At 40.8% G+C, this 21,091-nt stretch carries 13 protein-coding genes and 2 rRNA genes; 5 read left to right on the forward strand and 10 right to left on the reverse strand.

Going from position 1 to position 21,091, the window contains the following annotated elements:
• The first annotated feature begins 7 nt into the window (after positions 1-7).
• The gene (locus tag HH214_RS03660; protein WP_169606056.1) at positions 8-469 is read left to right on the forward strand and encodes an SRPBCC family protein; all 462 of its coding nucleotides are present in this window, start codon (positions 8-10) and stop codon (positions 467-469) included.
• Here the strand turns inward: HH214_RS03660 and HH214_RS03665 are convergent.
• The 8 genes from HH214_RS03665 to HH214_RS03700 form a co-directional block, all read right to left on the reverse strand.
• Complete coding sequence (locus HH214_RS03665) at positions 466-1,317, reverse strand: hypothetical protein (protein ID WP_169606057.1); 852 nt, start codon at positions 1,315-1,317, stop codon at positions 466-468. The two genes, HH214_RS03660 and HH214_RS03665, sit on opposite strands and share 4 nt — an antisense overlap.
• Before the next feature lie 29 nt (positions 1,318-1,346).
• Positions 1,347-2,714 carry an acetylxylan esterase gene (locus tag HH214_RS03670; RefSeq protein WP_169606058.1) on the reverse strand — a complete coding sequence of 456 codons (1,368 nt, stop codon included), beginning with the start codon at positions 2,712-2,714 and terminating at the stop codon, positions 1,347-1,349.
• Between the two features lie 170 nt (positions 2,715-2,884).
• Positions 2,885-4,207, reverse strand: coding sequence for an acetylxylan esterase (locus tag HH214_RS03675; protein ID WP_169606059.1), 1,323 nt, complete (start codon positions 4,205-4,207; stop codon positions 2,885-2,887).
• 29 nt (positions 4,208-4,236) lie between these two features.
• Positions 4,237-5,067, reverse strand: coding sequence for a hypothetical protein (locus HH214_RS03680; protein WP_169606060.1), 831 nt, complete (start codon positions 5,065-5,067; stop codon positions 4,237-4,239).
• A gap of 26 nt (positions 5,068-5,093) precedes the next feature.
• On the reverse strand, positions 5,094-6,329 hold the full coding sequence (locus tag HH214_RS03685) for an acyltransferase family protein (protein ID WP_169606061.1): 1,236 nt from the start codon (positions 6,327-6,329) through the stop codon (positions 5,094-5,096).
• 120 nt (positions 6,330-6,449) lie between these two features.
• Positions 6,450-7,403 (reverse strand): TIGR01212 family radical SAM protein, encoded by a 954-nt coding sequence (locus HH214_RS03690; RefSeq protein WP_169606062.1) that lies wholly within the window; start codon positions 7,401-7,403, stop codon positions 6,450-6,452.
• A 124-nt stretch (positions 7,404-7,527) separates the two neighbouring features.
• Positions 7,528-8,547, reverse strand: a complete 1,020-nt coding sequence (locus tag HH214_RS03695; protein WP_169606063.1) for an aldo/keto reductase — start codon at positions 8,545-8,547, stop codon at positions 7,528-7,530.
• Between the two features lie 191 nt (positions 8,548-8,738).
• Positions 8,739-9,719 (reverse strand): acyl-ACP desaturase, encoded by a 981-nt coding sequence (locus HH214_RS03700; protein ID WP_169606064.1) that lies wholly within the window; start codon positions 9,717-9,719, stop codon positions 8,739-8,741.
• A gap of 687 nt (positions 9,720-10,406) precedes the next feature.
• Here HH214_RS03700 and HH214_RS03705 point away from each other — a divergent pair.
• The 4 genes from HH214_RS03705 to HH214_RS03720 all read left to right on the forward strand — a co-directional run bounded on the left by HH214_RS03705 (position 10,407) and on the right by HH214_RS03720 (position 17,438).
• On the forward strand, positions 10,407-11,756 hold the full coding sequence (locus HH214_RS03705) for a sensor histidine kinase (RefSeq protein WP_169606065.1): 1,350 nt from the start codon (positions 10,407-10,409) through the stop codon (positions 11,754-11,756).
• An 18-nt stretch (positions 11,757-11,774) separates the two neighbouring features.
• On the forward strand, positions 11,775-13,859 hold the full coding sequence (locus HH214_RS03710; RefSeq protein WP_169606066.1) for a cellulose biosynthesis cyclic di-GMP-binding regulatory protein BcsB: 2,085 nt from the start codon (positions 11,775-11,777) through the stop codon (positions 13,857-13,859).
• A 100-nt stretch (positions 13,860-13,959) separates the two neighbouring features.
• Positions 13,960-15,867: a glycosyltransferase gene (locus tag HH214_RS03715; RefSeq protein ID WP_169606067.1), complete on the forward strand. Its 1,908-nt coding sequence runs from the start codon at positions 13,960-13,962 to the stop codon at positions 15,865-15,867.
• A complete protein-coding gene (locus HH214_RS03720) occupies positions 15,864-17,438 on the forward strand; it encodes a hypothetical protein (protein ID WP_169606068.1) in 1,575 nt (524 codons plus the stop codon). The genes HH214_RS03715 and HH214_RS03720 overlap by 4 nt, the downstream gene beginning before the upstream one ends.
• A gap of 389 nt (positions 17,439-17,827) precedes the next feature.
• Here the strand turns inward: HH214_RS03720 and rrf are convergent.
• Positions 17,828-17,939, reverse strand: a 5S ribosomal RNA gene (rrf, locus tag HH214_RS03725).
• Positions 17,940-18,117: 178 nt separating this feature from the next.
• A 23S ribosomal RNA gene (locus HH214_RS03730) occupies positions 18,118-21,004 on the reverse strand.
• Between the last annotated feature and the right edge of the window lie 87 nt (positions 21,005-21,091).

The raw sequence follows: 21,091 nt of genomic DNA on the forward strand, positions 1-21,091 counted from the left end.
ACTATACGTGAAAACGTACGAACGCCGCTGGCAACAATTCATTCCGATTAGCCTGGATAAAGCTTGGGACTTTTTTTCGTCGCCGTTTAATTTATCAAAGATTACGCCGCCGGATATGCGGTTTGTGATTACTTCGCCTTATGGTGAAGATACAAAGATGTATGCGGGTATGATTATCACGTACAAGGTATCACCACTGTTCGGTATTAAGATGAACTGGATGACTGAGATTACTCAGGTGCATGACAAGCAGTATTTTGTAGATGAGCAACGTTTTGGTCCTTATGCCTTGTGGCATCACCAACACCATTTTAAAGAGGTGCCTGGCGGCGTACTAATGACTGATATTTTAAACTATGCCATACCTTATGGCTTAGCCGGAACTTTGGCTAACAAAATACTAGTAGGCAAAAAGCTTACTGCCGTTTTTAATTACCGGGAAAAGAAGATTAAAGAGCTTTTCGGCTAGTAATCTACCTTGCGGGCAAATACGTTATCGATATGGTAAATTAACGAAACCGAACCATTATTACCTACGCTGGTGTTACGGCCTATGATAAACCGACTGGCTGTAAAAAACAGTGATAAGTGGCTGTTAAACGTATGCCCGTAACTTATGCTGGCCTGCGTAAACGAGTAATCGCGTGCGGTGTAAATATTGCTGGTAAAAGCTTTTAAACTACTTTTAGAGTAAATACCAGAGATACCTAAGGTAAGCTGGTCATGAAACTTTTTATCGAGCGTTAAGCCGAAAGAAGCATTATAGCGATCTTGTGAAGGTGCATTGCTACCGTAATACTGGCGCACGCCGTTTTCAAAACTTAGTGAGTAGAACTTGCTACCTATTTTACCAGCGCCTGAAAGGCCTAAACGTAGTTCGGTACCAAGTTGTCCGTAGCCTAAATCGCCGGTACCATATAAAGGCACAATGCCGGTGGTTTGCACCGTGAAGTAATAACGGTAACCAATATTGGCTACATAAAACTTCAAGCTCAATTCGGCATCACCCAAACCTGCTTTAGAATATTGTGCGGAATCATTTCTGAGGTGGTAACTAATAAAAGGCAGCGTTACGTTGGCAGCAATACGACGAGAAATACCATACTCTGAAAAAAGACTCACATTGGTGCTGGTAAATATGCCATTGTTGGGTTTTGCATTCACATGGCCTACCGAATCCCAATCCTGACTGGAGTTGAAGTAGCTGAATGAAGGCGAAATGATGAGCCTGCCCGGCCGGGTAGGCCAGCCACAGTAAGCTTTAAAAGCCACAGTCAAGCATAATAATACAGTTACCGATAGTATCTTTTTAATCAAAGCAGACAATTAATAGTTTATACCCCTATTTAAAATAAACCAAATGTATCACGCATCCAACGGCCTTCATAATCTTTATAGTACACAGCTACTTCATGACCTAAATCTCTAAAGATGATCATGTGCTTTTTAACCTTCAGGTTATTGTATGCCGTGTATTCATTATCTGGCGGAGCCAGGTGATCGAGCAAGCCAATACCCATCAGGGTTGGGCATTTGATATTGGTAGCAAAGTTTTTGGTATCAAAGTACGATAGATTATCTAATACCTTATCCATCGTTAAGCCTCGGTTGATACGTATGTACCGACTAAAATCTTTTAATGGCCAGGTTACTTTACCAGGCAGTGCTTTTACGTCACATAAAATAGGGTTTTGTGCAGAACACAATTTTACCCGATGATCTACACTAGCTGTTGCAATGGATAAAAACCCGCCCATACTTCCGCCAGATACCATAATGTTGTTATGGTCAAGTTCATCTTGCGTGAAGATAAAATCAATCATGCGTACGCAATCCATAATAGCGCCCCGCATTACGTACTTCTTTTTATCTTCAATACCGGTAAATATGTAGTCATCTCGTAAGGTACGTATCCGGTCGCGACTATTACCCTGCCCACGTACGTTGAGTACTACAATGGCTAAATCCTCATCAGAACCAAACATGGGTAACAAATTCACCTGATAACCCGGCAAGCCTAGCAATACCGGAAATTTCTTTCGCTTGTTATTGGTTTTAGGTAAAGTCATCCACCCACGAACGGTAATACCGCCCAATGATTTCATTTCTATAGCATACACCCGGCGGTTATCACGCGAAGAATCAGGCAGCTCGGTTGTTTTAAACTCAGGCTTAACGGCCGCTAAATCTTCTTTTGCAGTTTGCCAGAATTGGTCAAAATCAGCAGGCTTAGAATGCTCTGAGCGGATTTGAGTAGGCTCCACACCAAATACGCGCCTTACCGTATCATCATAATCCGTAACATTTACGGTAATAATGATTTTGTAAAACCCGGAAGGCTGGCTTGGTATTTTCAGTGATACGGTTTTAGTAGATAGCTTGCCAATATTTACATCAACCGCATGCTGGGTAATTTCCTTATTACTTAAGCTGGTAATGCTATACCCTACTGTACCTACCTGTGCACTTTTAATTTTACTTTCCAGCTTCACATCATATACAATGCTACTGCCTGAATTAAAGATGGCATCTTTTGCTTTGGGTGTAGCCGTGATTACAATCTCTTCATCGTCGTCGGCAGCTTTACCTTGTACAGTTGGTGAGAGATTTTTTACAGATATCCCGACAGCATAACTATTTTGACTGCTAAGCCACAGTAAACCCATTACACCAAACAACAGGTGTACATATTTAACTATTTTATTATCGAACAAACAAGTAGGCATTTGTATAAAAAAGCATCTATAAACTATTCGCATTTACTAAGGATGAGGCATTCGCCTTAACCATTACACCAACCTATACAGCTATTTAAGCTCCGCGATTTGATACGCAGTGTAAAGGTGGTTTGTTATGTAATTACTGAACTTAATACAGCACTTAATTAATTAGGCGCACGCAATGATTCTTTAAACCACAACAATTGGAACATAAAATAATCAAAGTTCATTTCGTGTGCTTTATCTGGAGCTACACGATATTCCTTTTGTACATTCTTAGCAATTTTGTTATACATACCAAAGCTGCATCGTGGCGGACAAAACTCGTCCAGTAAACCCACGCCCATCAGGATAGGACAATTAACCTGGCTAATAAAATTTTGCGGATCATAATAGTCCCAAATATCAAAAAAACGTTTCGGTGTAAAACCACGATGCTGTTTTAGATAATCCTGAAAATGGTTCATGGGCCATGTGGTGGTAGGGAATGAGGTACCGATAGCATAAGCATCATGTATGTCGGCATATAATGGCAATTCGACCGTACAAGCCGTTACCCGTTTATCTAATGCAGCTACTATAATGGCCAGCGTAGCCCCCTGACTTCCTCCATAGGCACATACCCGGCTGGTGTTCAAATTCAAATCGGCATGCGACAGGATAAAATCCAGTCCACGCAAACAGTCCATATACACGCCATGATAAATGTAACTTTCCCGGCTTTCAATACCTGTTACATTATAACGATCGGTTGCTGGAGCCACCATATCACGGCTCATACCATTACCGCGCACATCTAATGCAAACACGGCAAAATCCGGCTTATCAATTTCAGGTTTCATGGCTACATTGTAGCCAGGCAACTTATAAATCACTGGCCAATTTTTGCCTTGTGTGGGCACTGTAAGCCATCCACGTATTTTTACATTATTCCAAGAACGCATTTCTACTTTATACACCTTTACATCGCGGGTAGATTGCTGCGTATCTTCTGTTACATGATAATCCGGATTGATTTTAGCTAATTGCTCTTTTGATTTACTCCAAAACTGGTTAAAATCAGTCGGCTTGTGCAACTCAGTGGTTATTTTTTCCGGACTAATCGCTACTACTCTTCTTATCGTATCATCATAATCGGTTAAGTTCAACCTAAAGTTTACGCGATAAATACCTGCACTTTGGTGCGGAATATGAACGCTATAGGTGTGTGAACCCTTTTTACTTAAGCTGATATTGGTGGTACTGGTCCAAACCTTTTTCCAATCGTCTGTAAGCAGCTCAGTTGTTAAGGCACCATCCTGGCGAGTTTTATAAGTGCTTTTTACCGCCAGCTTGTAGGTAATGCTACTATTATCATCAAACACTGCATTTTTGTGGCCTGGTTTGGGAGTAATAAACATTTCTTCATCGCTACTATCCTGTGCGTAAGCTAAGCCTATGCTACTTACCAGAAACAGGTTAATCAATATCGTTTTAATTTTAAGCATGTTGATGTGACTGCTGCAAAAGCCTAATTTTAATATTTGAAAATTACTGACAAGGCTCCACCATATCCTACAGGAGCATTACGCCCAATAATGTTGTAAAAACCGCCAGCAAAAACCGAAAGCTTGTTGGTAAACTTGTAACCGTAGTTAATAGAACCCTTGATGTAGTACCCATCATAAACCAAGTTGGGGTTAACTGAAATTAAATCACGGTTGCTACTGAAGGAATAAATACCTGACACATCTAAGCTTAATTGATTTTTTTTGCGTGCATCTAATGCAGAACCTATACTAGCCAGAAATATGCCTTGGTTAGGTCCTTTAGCATCCAGATAGCGCCTAAAACCGCCTTCCAGGTTGAAGTAAGATGGGCCGGCCAGTACACCACAATACATCAGCTTAATATCGCCTCCTAATACGCCATAACCTAGAGTATTGTTGGTTTTAGCTACGGTGTATAAGGGAATAATGCCCGTACCTTGTACAGATAAAAATCTTTTATAACTAAACTGAGCCAAGTTGTAACTCAAGCCTATTGATAAGTCACCTAAGCCCGATGGGGTAGATTGCTTTTCGCCAGCATAAGTACTATGTTGTACTGATATGGGTAAGCTCACGTATAAATCAGTACGGCGGCCTAAGCCAATGCCTCCGTACAATCCTAATGATACAGCTGTAAAATTGGTACCTGATGGAGCTATTATTTTGTTACCCTGCTTATCCCAATAGTTTTTGGAAGAATAAAGCATGAACGATGGGGTGAACACATGCCGGTATTTACCAATAGGCCAGCCAGCATACACCTCTGTAGGTATATAAAGCAGTAATAAGGCAACAACAAACAGGTAAAGTCTCTTCATCAATATACAGGTTGTAAAAACAGCTATCAGCTTTTAATTAGTTGTGAATCGTTCTGCGGGTTTCTTTTTGGATTTTTAATCAGGAAGTCTGACTGGCGGATATAATGGTTAAGCGGCTCTTCTATAGTTTTAAATAACAATATGGAAATAGCATTTAGCAGAATGAATAGATAAACCACATTTAACCAATCATACTCTAGCGGTGAATGCCAGTCAACGCCTACTTTATCGTAGTAATCAAAAATTCGGTCATTCAACCAGTTGATGCCATCGCGCAAATAATTGTAAATATATCCCAGATGGATGAGGTAAAAGATGTAAGAGCTTTTACCTAATAACTCTACAAATGGTTTAGCCAGCACTTTCTTAAAAATGGTATTTTCTGTAACTAGTCCGTAAAAGAACAAGGCAATACAAACGGCTAATAAATAATTGTTGGTGATGATACCCCAAGGATTATGCAATCCGGCCATCCACCCTTTTGGAATCGCCAATTTCGACATGATAAACACACAAACCATCATCAGCAAAAAACCGATATAAGTATATTTCAGCTTGTTGTTGCGTACAGTACCTTTTTTGAGCAGAATTAAAGCCAATTGGATGCCTACAAAAAACTCAAAACAACGCCCCAAAAAGGTGTAAATCATCATGAAGGTAAAACTGCCGAAAAAGCCATACCAGTTTACATTCCTGAAAACCAATACCAACAGCATACCTATGGCAGTAATAGCTACGGGTTGCAAGAAAAGCTTGCCGTATCTTTTAGCCAGTAGGAAAGCAAAAGGAGCCGAAAAATAAAAGCATTCTTCTACCGTAAGCGACCAGCCTTGAGCTATGCCGGTGTCCCACAAATTCTGAAAAAAGCCGCGAACAAAAGTTACGTGCATCAGCAGCAAACCTATGGGCGACGGATAATCTTTAGTAATGCGCGTATCGTGTGTAAAATAGTAATATACAAACGCGCCTATGGTAAGCAGAAAATACATAGGATAAATACGGGCTACCCTATTTTTCAAATATTGCTTAAACCAATCTTTCGTGAGGTGAAAATTATTGTAATACCTATAGGCAATTAAAAACCCGGAGAGCACAAAAAAGATAGTAACCCCCATATGAAACTCTTGTAGAAACCGTTGCACAGCGTGAGGAAAATTACCATCGAACACGTATTCATAATGAGATATGAATACCAGGTAAGCGGCCAAAGCCCGCACACCCGTTAAAGCCGGAATGTAATTGAGTAAAGGTTTATTTGACACAATAGTTAAATTAAGCTCAAACTTAATTACCTATTGATTACAAAACAAATACCAATTCACAAATTTTTACATTTTAAGCTATAAAACTACACAGCTCAGCGTAAAATATGCATCAAAGTTTTACACTAAAGCAGAACCTTGCACTACACCTCTGCTTTCGATTTTTTGATCAATATAGTATTGGATTTCCGATTTTTTAAGCCCCCAATTGGGAGCAATCAGTAATTCCCAATCGGAGATGCCGAACAAACGTTGTATTACCACATCAGGTCGAACTAAAGGTAATAATTCGCACAGGAAGTTGGCGTATTCATCCAGTGTAAACAGTTTGAAGGGATTACGCTTGTATTTAACACCCATTACTGAACCTTCTACAATATGCAGATGATGGAACTTGACAAATTTAATTTGCGTATGGCGGTTAATTTCATCGGCATAGCGTAGCATCATTTCCTGGGTTTCCCATGGAAAGCCAAAGATGGTATGCACGCAAACGTCAAGCTTGCTGTTTTCAGTAAGCTTTAACGCATTCAATAAATCATCATGAGTACAGCCACGGTTTATTTGGGCCAGGGTATCGTTGTAGATAGATTCCATCCCCATCTCTAAATCCACATCAAAGCGGTCGGTATAGCTTTCTAGTAAAGCTATTTTTTCAGCATCAATACAATCAGGCCGGGTACCTACCGATAGGCCCACCACATCTTGCGGACTAACGCTTAACGCCTCATCATACAACATTTTTAAATAATGTGCCGGCGCGTAGGTATTGGTATTGGGTTGAAAATAAATAATAAATTTATCGGCCTTGTTGCCTTTACGTGCCCGTTCCATTCCCTGTATTACCTGCTCACGTAATGATGGATTTTGGCGAGAAACTGAAGGTGTAAATGAATCTACATTGCAATAGGTACAACCGCCGTAACCTTTTGAGCCATCACGGTTAGGGCAGGTAAAACCACCATCCACAATTACTTTAAATACCCGTTGTCCGTTATACTTTTTACGCAGCCACGGCCCGTAATTATTATAACCTTTATATCCCTGATTAACTGTAGCTTCTGTTACTTGCATGCAAATGCAAAGATACAAATTAATTAAAGCAGTACAGAAGTGCCAATGTTCAGAACAAAGTAAAGTTAGCCACTAATCAAAACGGCCGGCTTCACATCATCTGTAAAACCGACCGTTTTTGAAATTATCGTTTTTCTACCCTGTCGTAAAAACCACCAAATGAATTCATCTTCACGCCATCTTCCTTAAAGAAATCTCCGGGAAAGCCCAACGAAATGCTACTTACTTCATCCAGCTTTTGCAGCTGTTCAGCATTTAAGGTTACGTCAAGTGCTTTCAAATTTTCCTGCAACTGTTCTACCTTGGTAGCACCTGCTATCGGAATGCAGGAAAAACCTTGCTGCATGGTCCAGGCCAGGGCTACGTGAGCAGGTTGTACCCCCAGTTCATCAGCAATAGCTATTACCTGTTTGGTTATACGCTGGCTACTCTCATTTAAGCGGTTACTTTCTGCTTTAATGCGTCCTTGTTCGCCGCGTAAGTATTTACCAGTTAAAGCACCACCCGCCAAAGGAGCCCATGGTGTTACGGTCATGCCAAAATGTTTGGCCATCGGGATCAACTCACGTTCGGGAGTACGCTGTATTAAACTATATTCTACCTGTAAAGCAATAAATTGGCTCCATCCCATTAGCTCGGCTAAGGTATTCCCTTTAGCTACCACCCAAGCCGGTGTATCACTAATGGCTGCATAATTTACTTTCCCTTGCCTGATCAAATCATCTAAGCCACGCAACACTTCATCAATTGGGGTGATGTTATCCCAAATGTGCAAGTATAGCACATCAATAAAGTCGGTTTTAAGACGTTTTAAGCTTTCTTCTACACTACGCATCATGTTTTTGCGGTTGTTACCTGATGCATTAGGATTGGTTGTATTATCTTTTAACGTGTATTTAGTAGCTAGTACAAAGTAATCACGATCACGCTGAGCTAAGTACTCGCCAATTATCTTTTCGCTGGTACCTAGCTTATAGACGTTAGCGGTATCCAAAAAGTTGCCACCTGCTTCAGCAAAGGCATCCATAATGGCAAAGCTGGTTTCTTTATCGGCTCCCCAGCCTGCTTCAGTGCCAAAGCCCATTGTACCCAAACATAGCTGAGATACTTTCAGACCTGAACGGCCTAATAATTTGTAGTTCATAAGATTGATAAGATATTACCTTCAATATAACAGTATCCCTGCTATTAAGTTCTGCAAACCCTACCTTACTACTCGTAACAATGCAACTTTTAAGCACAGAAAGCATTTCTTATTCGGTAAAAACAATCATAAAAAAAGCATGATGCTTAGGGCATCATGCTTAAATATCTTTAAAATAATCAGCTAAAAGCTTATCCGTGTATCCAAGAAAACTTGTACTCCAACATCGGGTTTTTCATACGTTCTGCAATACGCAGTAAACGATCAGGCAAGTTCATCAGAAAATCACGGGCCTTTTCACCGGCTTCGTTCAATTCAGTACGGCTTTCAATTTGCCACTCGTCTAACAAAACTTTCATAATATCTACGTAATCTGTAGCGGTATAAACACCCAGGCGTTGCGCAGCATCCGTAAAGTGACCAAACGTCTGTCCTATCTTTATTCCAATTTCACGTAAAAAGTGTGCTGGCATTACGATTTTCTTACGCATCATATCTTCAAAAGCCAGCATGGCTTCATTAGCATCTACCTCGAAAATTTTACTGATAAAATGTTTGTAAGCTTTAGCATGACGTGCTTCATCAGATGCAATTACGCCACACATTTTTGAAAGGAGCGTATCACCATCCTTTTTAGCCAATGATGCTACCCTACGGTGAGAAATGTTGGTAGCCATTTCTTGAAATGAAGTGTAAATGAAGTTACGATATGGATCAGCACCAGTACCAATGTCAAAACCATCAGCAATTAGGTACTGCGTAGAAACTTCCATAGCACGCATGTTAACACGACCTGATAAATACAGATACTTATTCAGCAAATCACCATGTCGGTTCTCTTCAGCCGTCCAATGGCGGTTCCAGGTCATCCAGCCGCTATGCTGATCTTTATCTACTCCCTCTACCATGCTCAGCCATGACTCGTAAGTAGGTAATGCTTCTTCAGTAATAGTATCACCTATCAGCACAGCTACCAAATCATAAGATAAGCCTTTGGCACTTTCCTGCAATTCTCTAATTTCCTGAAAGAAAGTATCACGTGTAGAATCAGGCAGCAAATCTGATGGTTGCCAAATTTGCTCGATGGGCTTTAAAAAATCATGCATTTTTTCAAGCATGTATTTTTCAATATGCTTCATCACTTCACGTCTCTTGTCTTCAAAAAATTTCATAGTCGTACTTAGTAAGCAAAGCTACACATTTCTGCTGGCTTATATGCTATTTGTTATTAGTTTTAATAACACATTCTGTGCCATGTTTCATGCACCAGGATGTTTTTTGGCACCAAATTATAGTTAACTTTTACAGCAACAGTAGTTTAACAGCGTTTATGACTGGAATTTTTTTCTACACTATAGGGGAATTGCAGCCCCACTTACAGACCTCCGCTAACTTCACTAAACATCTCCTATCAATTAGTGAAAATGTGAGTAAAAATGATTACTGCAATTTATGCTGCCAGATTATACTTAACAGAGATCTAGAATTTGTATAAAATAGATTATCAAAAATTATTTTAAAATGCGGCTTCTTTAAGTAGTAGGAAATTTGCCCCAGTAACTTACTTTTTAACTATAGTATTAAACCATCCCCTTTGTTTAATGCCCAATAGCATAGCCATTATTTATTAAAAATGAGTTCCGCTTGAATAAGCTCAAATAGCTAAACAGGTTTATTGGTTTGCTTTTTGCACAACCAAATGCAACTATTGAGAAGAATACCAAAGTAACTTTATGATTTAACATACCGTAAAAGTTTACTTTGATATTCATATTTATCAAGTAAATTATTTGTGTAAAAGTTAATCTCGCACATTACCTGAGTTAACTTGAGCCTGTGAATATTACCTAATTAATTCAATGATTACCCAAATAGACAAACAAGAGTATCAAAAAGAAATTCAAAAAAGAGCATGGTACGAAACCAACATTATTATTTGGAGCATAATATGTTTGTTTCCGTTACTCATCATCGTTGATTTTGTTTACGAAAACCAGAACTGGCTTCAGTTTGCCTTTGTGCGCATTATTGCCACCATGCTAATTTATGGTGCTTACAAATACTTTGAACAACACAAGGTTCATTACCGTATCCTGCTGCATATTGCTTTTACCATGCTATCGCTGGTTATGGCTATCTTCTGCAACGTGGTTGATATTAAGTATCTTACTAATTACTATTTGGTCTATTCGGCGCTTGTACTATTATTTAACCTACAGGTATTTTGGGAACCAGTTAACTCTATCGTTCAGTCGATAGTGTCTATTGTGTTACTGGCTATCTTTTTTAACTTGTTAAGCAACTATAATCTTGATTTGGTTCTATCTAATGGTGGTCAATACTTTTTTATCATTGCCCTGATTGCCTGTCTTATCCCAATAGCACGCTACAAAGTTATTCAGCGTGATGTTAAGTCGCAGTTGCTGATTGAAAAATCAAACGAGCAGTTAAAAGCGCAAAACCGCGATATTGTTGAAAAGAACAGCATCATTGACTTGCAGTATGAAAAGCTGCGCCGGTTGGATGAACAAAAAAACAGCTTCATTAATATTGCCGGCCATGATTTAAAGAACCTGATTGGTTCTATTGTGATGAGCAATGACTTGATTAAGGAAGAAGACTACCGCCTGAGTGCCGATCAGAAAGAGTTCACCAACTACATATCGGAATCTGCCGAAAAAATGCAGTATCTGCTGAAAACGCTGATGGATGTAAAAGAACTGGAATCACCAGAGCTTAAGTTCAACATGGAAACTTTTGATGCTAATACCATAGTAAGACAAGTTTTCAAAGGGTTAATTGATACTGCCCAGATGAAAAATGTGCATTTGGTGGATAACATACTGAAGCTGCCGTTGAATGTACGCTTGGATAAAGTATTTACCGGTCAGGTATTTCAAAACGTGTTATCCAACGCCGTTAAGTTTTCACAAACTAATAATGATATACGCGTAGTAACCAGCTTACAAAAGCAAAAATTTGTGTTTGAAGTAGTTGATGAAGGTATTGCAATAGGCCTACAGGAGCTGGACATTATGTTTAACCGACTGAAAACTTTGAACGATGCTTCAGGCACGGTTACGGAAAGCCGCTTGGGTTTAGGACTTTCAATTGCTAAACTAATGACACAAGAAATGGGCGGTGAACTTACTTACCGCAGTGATGAAAACGGAAACTATTTCAAAGTTGAATTTTACGCTACTAATTAATATAACTGCTGTTTTACAATGAAGAAAATCTTTACTCTATTACAATTATTAACGTTTTTATTAATTGGCCAGGTAGCATTAGCACAAACTAATATTACTTTTAAAACCTTGGGCCATGATGATGATTCGATTTTTGGGATGAGCGGAGCCACTTCCTTTTATTTCAAGATAGATCCGTTGGTGGATATGAACAGAAGTAAAGTGGTAATTTATTATGAGCCTTCACAAGCTCTTATTAAAGATTTATCGTACATCAACGTACTTATTGCCGATCAGCCGGTATATAGTGGCCGCCTCACCCGCGATTCTATACAGCGTTTGGTGTTGCCTCTAAAAGATGTTTATCTTACTGAAAACCACCAATACCTAAAGATACAGGTTAAAACTTTATTAACCATTACCGACAACAAGTGTAAAGATTTGGATAACCCGGCCATGTGGCTTAAAGTAAAAGGTTACTCTTACCTTTCATTAGCCGGTAATAACCGTACTGCTTATCGTAATGTAAACATCAGTAATTCATTTGATACTAAAACCGCTATTGTTTACCCTGCTTTAACCAGCCTGAACGATTTGAAAGCTGTAGCTTGGGCTTACTCACGCATGAGAAAATCAGTAAACACCAGCGATATTCATGTATTCCCGGCTGATCGTGTGCCTGATTCGGTAAAAAACTACGTAATGGTAGGCAACATAGAGCAACTGCCTGCCAACAAACGCAGCTTAATATCAGTTACACCACAAAGCGGCCAAGGGTTGTTGTACTTGTATAAAGGCCCTTCTACCGATACTTCAGGTGCAGGCGGTTATCGCTTCGTTAGGTCCAGCGCAGGTGCACGCCAGGCCTTCGCCAACAATGAAATTCTATTCGTGACCGGTGCTGATGATGCTGGTTATGAAAAAGCGATTACAGCACTGGCTAACTTAAACGTTATTAATTCAGCTTACGGTGATTACCTGGTTGTTAACACTGCCAACCATGATTTGGTGAAAAGCTTAAGTGAAAACCGGTCACGGTTAACCTTCCGCCAGGTAGGTGGCGTAAGCAATTTCCTGTCGGGTATTGGCTCTTTAAAAAGCGTATATAATTTCAAAAACAGCGACTTCGATTTTACGCCTAAAGAGATAGAGATTAAACTGACCGGTACTTACAGTGGCTTAAATCCTGGCGACAGGGGTTTCTTCAACGTGTACCTGAACGGTATGCTTATCAGCAGTGAAAAACTGAATGAATCCGGTAAGCTGAATACTTCAGTAGTGGTAAACCGTTATCAGCACCGTAAATATAACTCACTTACAACCGAGTTCCGTTTTTACCCGAACAGTGGTAACTGCCAGAATGCGTTCCTGAACTTCTTTGGTGAAATTGATGTGGATAAATCTTATCTGGAATCTCGCAATCCTTTCGTCAACAACAATTTAAGCTTTTATCAATACCCTGAAGCCTTTAATTCTGGTTCCACACGCATTATTGTTAGTAAAAACCTAGCTAAGTATGCAGCCGGCGCTATTGGCGAAATTTTGTTTGAATTAAACAACAACATCAACGCAAGTAACTTCCCTGAATTTAGCTATGCGGAAGAAGTAAGTGAAAGTGATTTGAAGAAATCACACATTATCGCTATCCTGTCTAAAGACGATCCACTGATGGACAAATTCCCGGATGCACCGGTTAAATTTAACCATGCTTTCCGTTTGTACAACAACCAGGATAACAAGGTGATTTACTCACTTTCCGATTCGGTATCGAACGGTTTGGCGCAGATATTTTATGGTCGCGGCAGCAGCAATTCGGTATTGATTATTACAGGTACCGGTCAGCACATATCTGATGCTTTAGTAGCCGCATCAAAAGCGATTACCGAACAGCTCTCTACCCTAACCAGCAACGTATGTATTGCCGATATAAATGACAACAAATACTTGTTCAACATTGAAAAGAATGGTGATAATCTGGAATATACTGATGGTAAAACCGGGTTTGCCCGTTTCTGGGATAACTATAACTTATACGTGTTGTTAGGCGTACTTATTTTAATATTGTTGGCATTCCTGTATGTACGTTCTAAAGTACAACGGTCGCAAGATATTATTAATGACTAAAATCACCTGCTATAGTTGATAAAAGCATAAAAGCAGGGCAGCTTACTGTTCCTGCTTTTTATTTAACAAGAGCTAGCCAATTAGCTATAAACCATGAACTATGAGTATTTTGATACCAGAAGGTATAGGCACCGGTAGTTTTGATGCATATCAGGACAGCGTTCGCCATTCCTTTATTTCTGAGTTTTTGAGGCAGGATGAGTTTTTATCAGAAGCTGATTTTGATAAAATTGACTACATTCTTTCGCAGAACGGTACCTCATTTATAAAAATAGCGCTGAACTTTGGTTTCATCTCCCGTAAAAATTATGAACGTTCATTAACCAGTGCTGGGTATCCTTTTCAAAATATCCGTAACGAAGCACATGACACTGCTGTAGTCAGCAAAATAGATTTAAAGTTTGCGGATGAACGGTTAGCACTCCCTTTACGTATTGAAAACGATAAGGTAATTACTGCTATGGCCGATCCTAGCGATCAGTTGTATCTTGATTTCATTCGGGTAACATTTAATTTGGAACCAGAAATAATAGTAGCATCCGACTTAGATATTACTTGGCTCAGTCATAAACTACTCGGCGAAAAGTATGTAAAATCAGCAGTTTTTGAATTATTGAATGATGATCCGGGTAATTCTGCCCTAACGACTTTTACTACGCCTCAGTTGGTGGTGATCTTTTCATTTCTGGCCCTTTTAGCAGCAGGATTGGTATTGGATTTCCGCATTACCTCTATCATCGTTAATATTATTCTGAGTACCTTCTTTCTGTTTACTATTACGTTTAAATTGTTCCTGTCGTTAGTCGGTTCACGTTTTGAACTGTACCAAGCGGTAACAAAAAGCGAAGTAAAAAGCATTGATGATGATGAGCTACCTATCTATACTATACATTTACCGGTGTATAAAGAAGATAAGCTGATTAAAAAATTAATTTGGAACCTGCAAAGTATTGACTACCCGCGTCACAAACTGGATATTAAACTTTTAATTGAAGAGGATGACGACAAAACCTTAAATGCCGTACGTAATCTAGATTTCCCGGCCATATTTGAGGTGATTGTAGTGCCCTTCCATATGCCGAAAACTAAGCCTAAGGCTTGCAACTACGGTCTGCATTTTTCAAAAGGTAAATTCTTAACTATTTATGATGCAGAAGATATACCAGATACCGATCAGTTGAAAAAGGTAGTAGCCATGTTTAACAAGCTGCCTGAGAGTTATATTTGTGTACAGTGCGCTCTAAATTATTTTAATAGGAATGAGAACTTCCTAACCCGCATGTTTACGCTGGAGTATTCTTACTGGTTTGATTACGTGCTACCCGGCTTAGATACGTTGGATATTCCCATTCCATTAGGCGGTACCAGCAACCACTTTAAACTGGATGAATTAGTTGAGCTAGGTGCCTGGGATCCTTTTAACGTAACTGAGGATGCAGATTTAGGGGTAAGAGCCTATGCTAAAGGACACAAAATTGCGGTTATTAATTCAACTACTTACGAAGAAGCAAACAACGATTTCTTCAACTGGATTCGTCAGCGCTCACGTTGGATAAAGGGGTATATGCAAACTTATTTGGTACATATGCGTAACCCTGCCGCATTGATACGTAAAATTGGGATTAAAGGCTTTTTAGGTTTTAACTTCTTTGTGGGCGCTACGCCCATTATGTTCCTGATTAATCCAATTTTGCTGCTTATTTTTATTGCTTACGTTGTTTTTGATCTGACCTTTATACGCACCTTATTTCCAGATTGGGTATTGTTTATCTCCATTTTCAACCTGATGGTAGGTAATATCCTCATGATTTATGTAAACATGATGGCTGTATTTAAACGGCGTTTTTACGAACTAATTTTGTTTGCTATTGCCAATCCTGTTTACTGGCTTATGCATTCGGTAGCGGCTTATAAAGGTTTGTATCAGCTTATTGTGAAACCTTTTTACTGGGAAAAAACCAATCATGGTTTAAGTAAAGCTAATAACCCCAACAGAGCTTCTGTATGAGACCATCTAAAGCCATATTCCTGATCATTACCACAGGCATATTAGCTGCCTATTACCTGCTCATCGGCTTATACCTGAATAAAGTAGGCTACTCCAATCAGGAGTCATTATTTTATATTGAAAAAGCTCAAATCATTTTCAATGGCATGGGCGACAAATTGCGCATTATGGGCTTAACATCGCCCATATTGCCGTTCTATGGCTCGGCTCTGTTCAGCTTTATTAATCACGATCTGGCACCGGTTATTGCTTCGGCTATTGGTACCGCTGTATTATTTTATATCATGGCTTCAGCCATGGTTCGCCGAAATAAAGATAACTTCTACTTGTACCTGATAATTGCCATATTCGTTCTTCATCCAGGCATTATTTACATCGCCTGTTCGGGTAAGTCGGTTTATATGGTGCTTATCTTCTTCTTCCTGTTCTTTTTGAACATGCTAAAATATTACAGTTCTAATACTACGTTCCATGTGTCTATCGCTAGTATCTGTTTTGTACTACTTATATTTAGTGATTATAAGATGGTATGGCTGGCCATATTTTTTATTCCGCTGGTTTTTTCTATTGCTATCAACAGTCTTAATCTGAGTGAGAAAGAATCCGTATTTAGGGTATTCTTGAGCTTTAACAACAGCTCGCTGCGCCGTAAATTGATTAATAAAACTTTTTCAATTTACGCTATCATCTTTTTGTTGCCTCTAGCATCTGTATTCGTTTACAAGATGCTTAATTTAACCCATGCTGATGATTTTAATTACTTTATTGATAGCCCTTATGCTACCTGGAATATTATAACTGACAATCTGGAATATAATATCACGCAAACAGTATCTAAATATGACATATCAGATATGTCAATTTTAATCTCATTAAGAGTACTGATATTCTGCCCATTAATTGTTATAGCAGTATATCTATTCAGACATAATACCTACCATGTACTTACATTACTTACGCCATTCGGGTTAATTGAATTTCTGAGAATAAAGTATGAAAAGGTACATTTAACTAACGAGTATTATTTGCTTTTTTTAGTTCTGGCTTTATTATGTCTTATCTACAGAGCAAGATTTGTTAAAGAACAACGTACACTGAAATTGGGTATAGTAGTAGTCGTGGCAGTTCAAATTTATTTGGGCTATGTTTTCCTGAACAAATCAAGCATTAAAGAAGAGAAAGACTTTGTATCCGCAGCTTTACAACGCAACACAGATCGTGTGGAAGAAGAAAGCTATGAACTGGCTGATTATATAAAGCAGATGCCGAAAGGAACCCGCATTCTGGCTGATGACGCTGTGGCTTATGCTATTGTAGGCTATGTTAATGATATTACCAAGTTCACACTCCCCTATCAAATAGACTATCTGAGTGCGGTAGAAGCGCCTGAAAAATATCGCGGCTATTTACTTATTGCCAATAACGTAAACCCTATGCTAGGCTACACACAGCTTACAGAAGATTACATTGAAGGTATACATGAAAAGAAAAACCTATACCTGCACCGCATTTATGTTACAGATAACTGGACATTGTATAAAATTGTAAATGAGTTTTATCAGAAGTTCTAGAGATTATAGCTGACACTACATTTAAAATGAAGTCTGCCTACATAAGCAGGCTTTTCTATTTTGTATCTTTTTACTAAAGAGCTTTATAAAGGCTGATGTAATGTTTACACCTTTAAAGATGTTACAAGCCTTACACACTGTATTATAAGCATTTTCCGCACTTTATTATACTCTTGGTCATACCCCAAATAAAAGTTATAACGTAGTTAGTATTGAAATAGCCATATTTCATGAGTATATGTATAAGTAGATAGTTACAAAGAGCTACTGCATTCCCCAAAGGGGCAGTAGCTCTTTGTATGGAGTACGGAGTGAGCCTACAGGATTTCCAAAGTTTGTAAAAGCAAAAACCCCCTCGTAGGATGGACCTAGAGGGGGTAATTGATAAGAGTTGGCGCCGACCTACTCTCCCACGTGTTACCGCAGTACCATTGGCTCTGGCGGGCTTAACTTCTCTGTTCGGAATGGGAAGAGGTGGACACCGCCGATATAGGCACCTGAATATTTTTAATGTTGTTTTTCGTTGCGGGTTTTCAGATCCGGGTATCCCGTAGCTAAAGACGCTGACTATACAACAATGACATAGTATTGAAAGAAGTGATTGATGGCTGAAAAGACACAGCTGATTGTTTTTGATTGTGGTGCTGCATCCGGAAAGAATGCAGCACCTGATCTGTTGACGAAGAAAGCTTCGGGCAATTAGTATTACTCGGCTATGATGTCACCACCTTTACACCTGTAACCTATCAACGTGGTAGTCTACCACGACCCTCAATGGAAGTCTCATCTTGTGGCTAGTTTCGCACTTAGATGCTTTCAGCGCTTATCTATTCCAAGCGTAGCTACTCTGCAGTACAACTGGCGTCATAACAGATTCACTAGAGGCTTGTCCAACCCGGTCCTCTCGTACTAAGGTCAGCCCCACTCAAACTTCCTGCGCCCACAACAGATAGGGACCGAACTGTCTCGCGACGTTCTGAACCCAGCTCGCGTGCCACTTTAATCGGCGAACAGCCGAACCCTTGGGACCTTCTCCAGCCCCAGGATGTGACGAGCCGACATCGAGGTGCCAAACCTCCCCGTCGATATGAGCTCTTGGGGGAGATCAGCCTGTTATCCCCAGCGTACCTTTTATCCTTTGAGCGATGGCCCTTCCATGCAGAACCACCGGATCACTATATCCGTCTTTCGACCCAGCTCGGCTTGTCTGCCTCACTGTCAAGCAAGCTTATGCTATTGCACTCCCCGTACGGTTACCAAGCGTACTGAGCTTACCTTTGAAAGCCTCCGTTACCTTTTTGGAGGCGACCACCCCAGTCAAACTACCCGCCAAACAATGTCCCCGGCGTTACCGGGTTAGACACCAGATACAGAAAGGGCGGTATTTCAAGGTTGGCTCCACGAGTCCTAGCGAACCCGCTTCGCGGCCTCCCGCCTATCCTACACATCCTGTATCCGATATCAATGTTAAGTTGTAGTGAAGGTGCATGGGGTCTTTCCGTCCCGTTGCGGGTAACCGGCGTCTTCACCGATACCACAATTTCACCGAGCTCATGGCTGAGACAGCGCCCAGATCGTTACACCATTCGTGCAGGTCGGAACTTACCCGACAAGGAATTTCGCTACCTTAGGACCGTTATAGTTACGGCCGCCGTTTACTGGGGCTTCGATTCAATGCTTCGCCTTGCGACTAACATCCCCTCTTAACCTTCCAGCACCGGGCAGGTGTCAGGCCTTATACGTCATCTTTCGATTTTGCAAAGCCATGTGTTTTTGTTAAACAGTCGCCTGGGCCTTTTCACTGCGGCTGCCATTGCTGACAGCGCCCCTTCTCCCGAAGTTACAGGGCCATTTTGCCGAGTTCCTTAGCCATGAATCACTCGAGCACCTTAGGATTCTCTCCTCGACTACCTGTGTCGGTTTACGGTACGGGTTTTTACCACCTGAAGCTTAGCAGGTTTTCTTGGAAGTCTGATTACCTTCACTATCCCGCCACCCGAGGGCTTTGGGTACTATCAGCTTTCAGCAAACCGGGCGTACTTTACAACCCAATCTATACCTACGGCCTTTAACGTTCTATTCCGTCAGAACGCGGAAGTGTCACTACTCCGTCACTGCATCGCAGTGGTAAAAAGTACAGGAATATTAACCTGTTGTCCATCGGAAATCGCCCTTCGGCTGATCCTTAGGCCCCGACTAACCCTGATCCGATTAGCGTTGATCAGGAAACCTTAGTCTTTCGGTGGGCGGGTTTCTCTCCCGCCTTATCGTTACTTATGCCTACATTTGCTTTTCTGCAACCTCCACATGCACTTGTCGTGTCATGCTTCACCGGCGGCAGAATGCTCCCCTACCAGTACATCTAATGATGTAATCCATAGCTTCGGTATACTATTTAATGCCCGTTTATTATCCATGCCCGGCCGCTCGACTAGTGAGCTGTTACGCACTCTTTAAATGAATGGCTGCTTCCAAGCCAACATCCTAGCTGTCTGTGCAGCCGGACCTCGTTAGTTCAACTTAATAGTAATTTGGGGACCTTAGCTGATGGTCTGGGTTCTTTCCCTCTCGGCCCTGGACCTTAGCACCCAGAGCCTCACTCCAGCGTAATGTTATTCAGCATTCGGAGTTTATCTGGATTTGGTAGGATTTGACTCCCCCGCACCCAATTAGTAGCTCTACCTCTGAATAACTCAACCGCCAGGCTGTTCCTAAAAACATTTCGGGGAGTACGAGCTATTTCCCAGTTTGATTAGCCTTTCACCCCTACCCACAAATCATCCGGAAACTTTTCAACGTTTATCGGTTCGGTCCTCCAGTACCTGTTACGGCACCTTCAACCTGTCCATGGGTAGATCACAAGGTTTCGCGTCTACCTCCTCTGACTGCACGCCCTATTCAGACTCGCTTTCGCTTCGGCTTCGCAGCTTAACCGCTTAACCTTGCCAGAGAAGAGTAACTCGTAGGCTCATTATGCAAAAGGCACGCCGTCACAGAACAAAGTCTGCTCCGACCGCTTGTAAGCACACGGTTTCAGGTTCTATTTCACTCCCCTGTTCGGGGTTCTTTTCACCTTTCCCTCACGGTACTGGTTCACTATCGGTCTCTCAGGAGTATTTAGCCTTACCGGATGGTGCCGGCTGATTCCCACAAGGCGTCTCCGACCTCGCGGTACTCAGGATCCTACTAGGTCAATACTCATTACGCGTACGCAGCTCTCATGCTCTATGGCGGGCCTTCCCATGCCCTTCCGCTTCTTTATATTGTACCACATCGTAGTCCTACTACCCCGTCTATGCCGTAACATAAACGGTTTGGGCTAATTCCCTTTCGCTCGCCACTACTCAGGAAATCACTGTTGTTTTCTCTTCCTCTGCTTACTTAGATGTTTCAGTTCAGCAGGTTCGCGCTATTTGCAATCTATCTTCAATAGATTAGGTTTCCCCATTCGGAAATCTCGGGATCAATTCATATTTGCTAATCCCCCGAGCTTATCGCAGCTTATCACGTCCTTCATCGCCTCTGAGAGCCAAGGCATCCTCCGTGTGCCCTTTCTTACTTTCTTCTACACTATCTGCTTTTGCTCAGATAGGTATGCTTTTATTTGGATAGTTTTCTATTGCGTGCTCTGCGATGTTTGTTCCGGGTAAACC

Origin of the sequence: Mucilaginibacter robiniae (genome assembly GCF_012849215.1) — a bacterium.
GTDB lineage: Bacteria > Bacteroidota > Bacteroidia > Sphingobacteriales > Sphingobacteriaceae > Mucilaginibacter > Mucilaginibacter robiniae.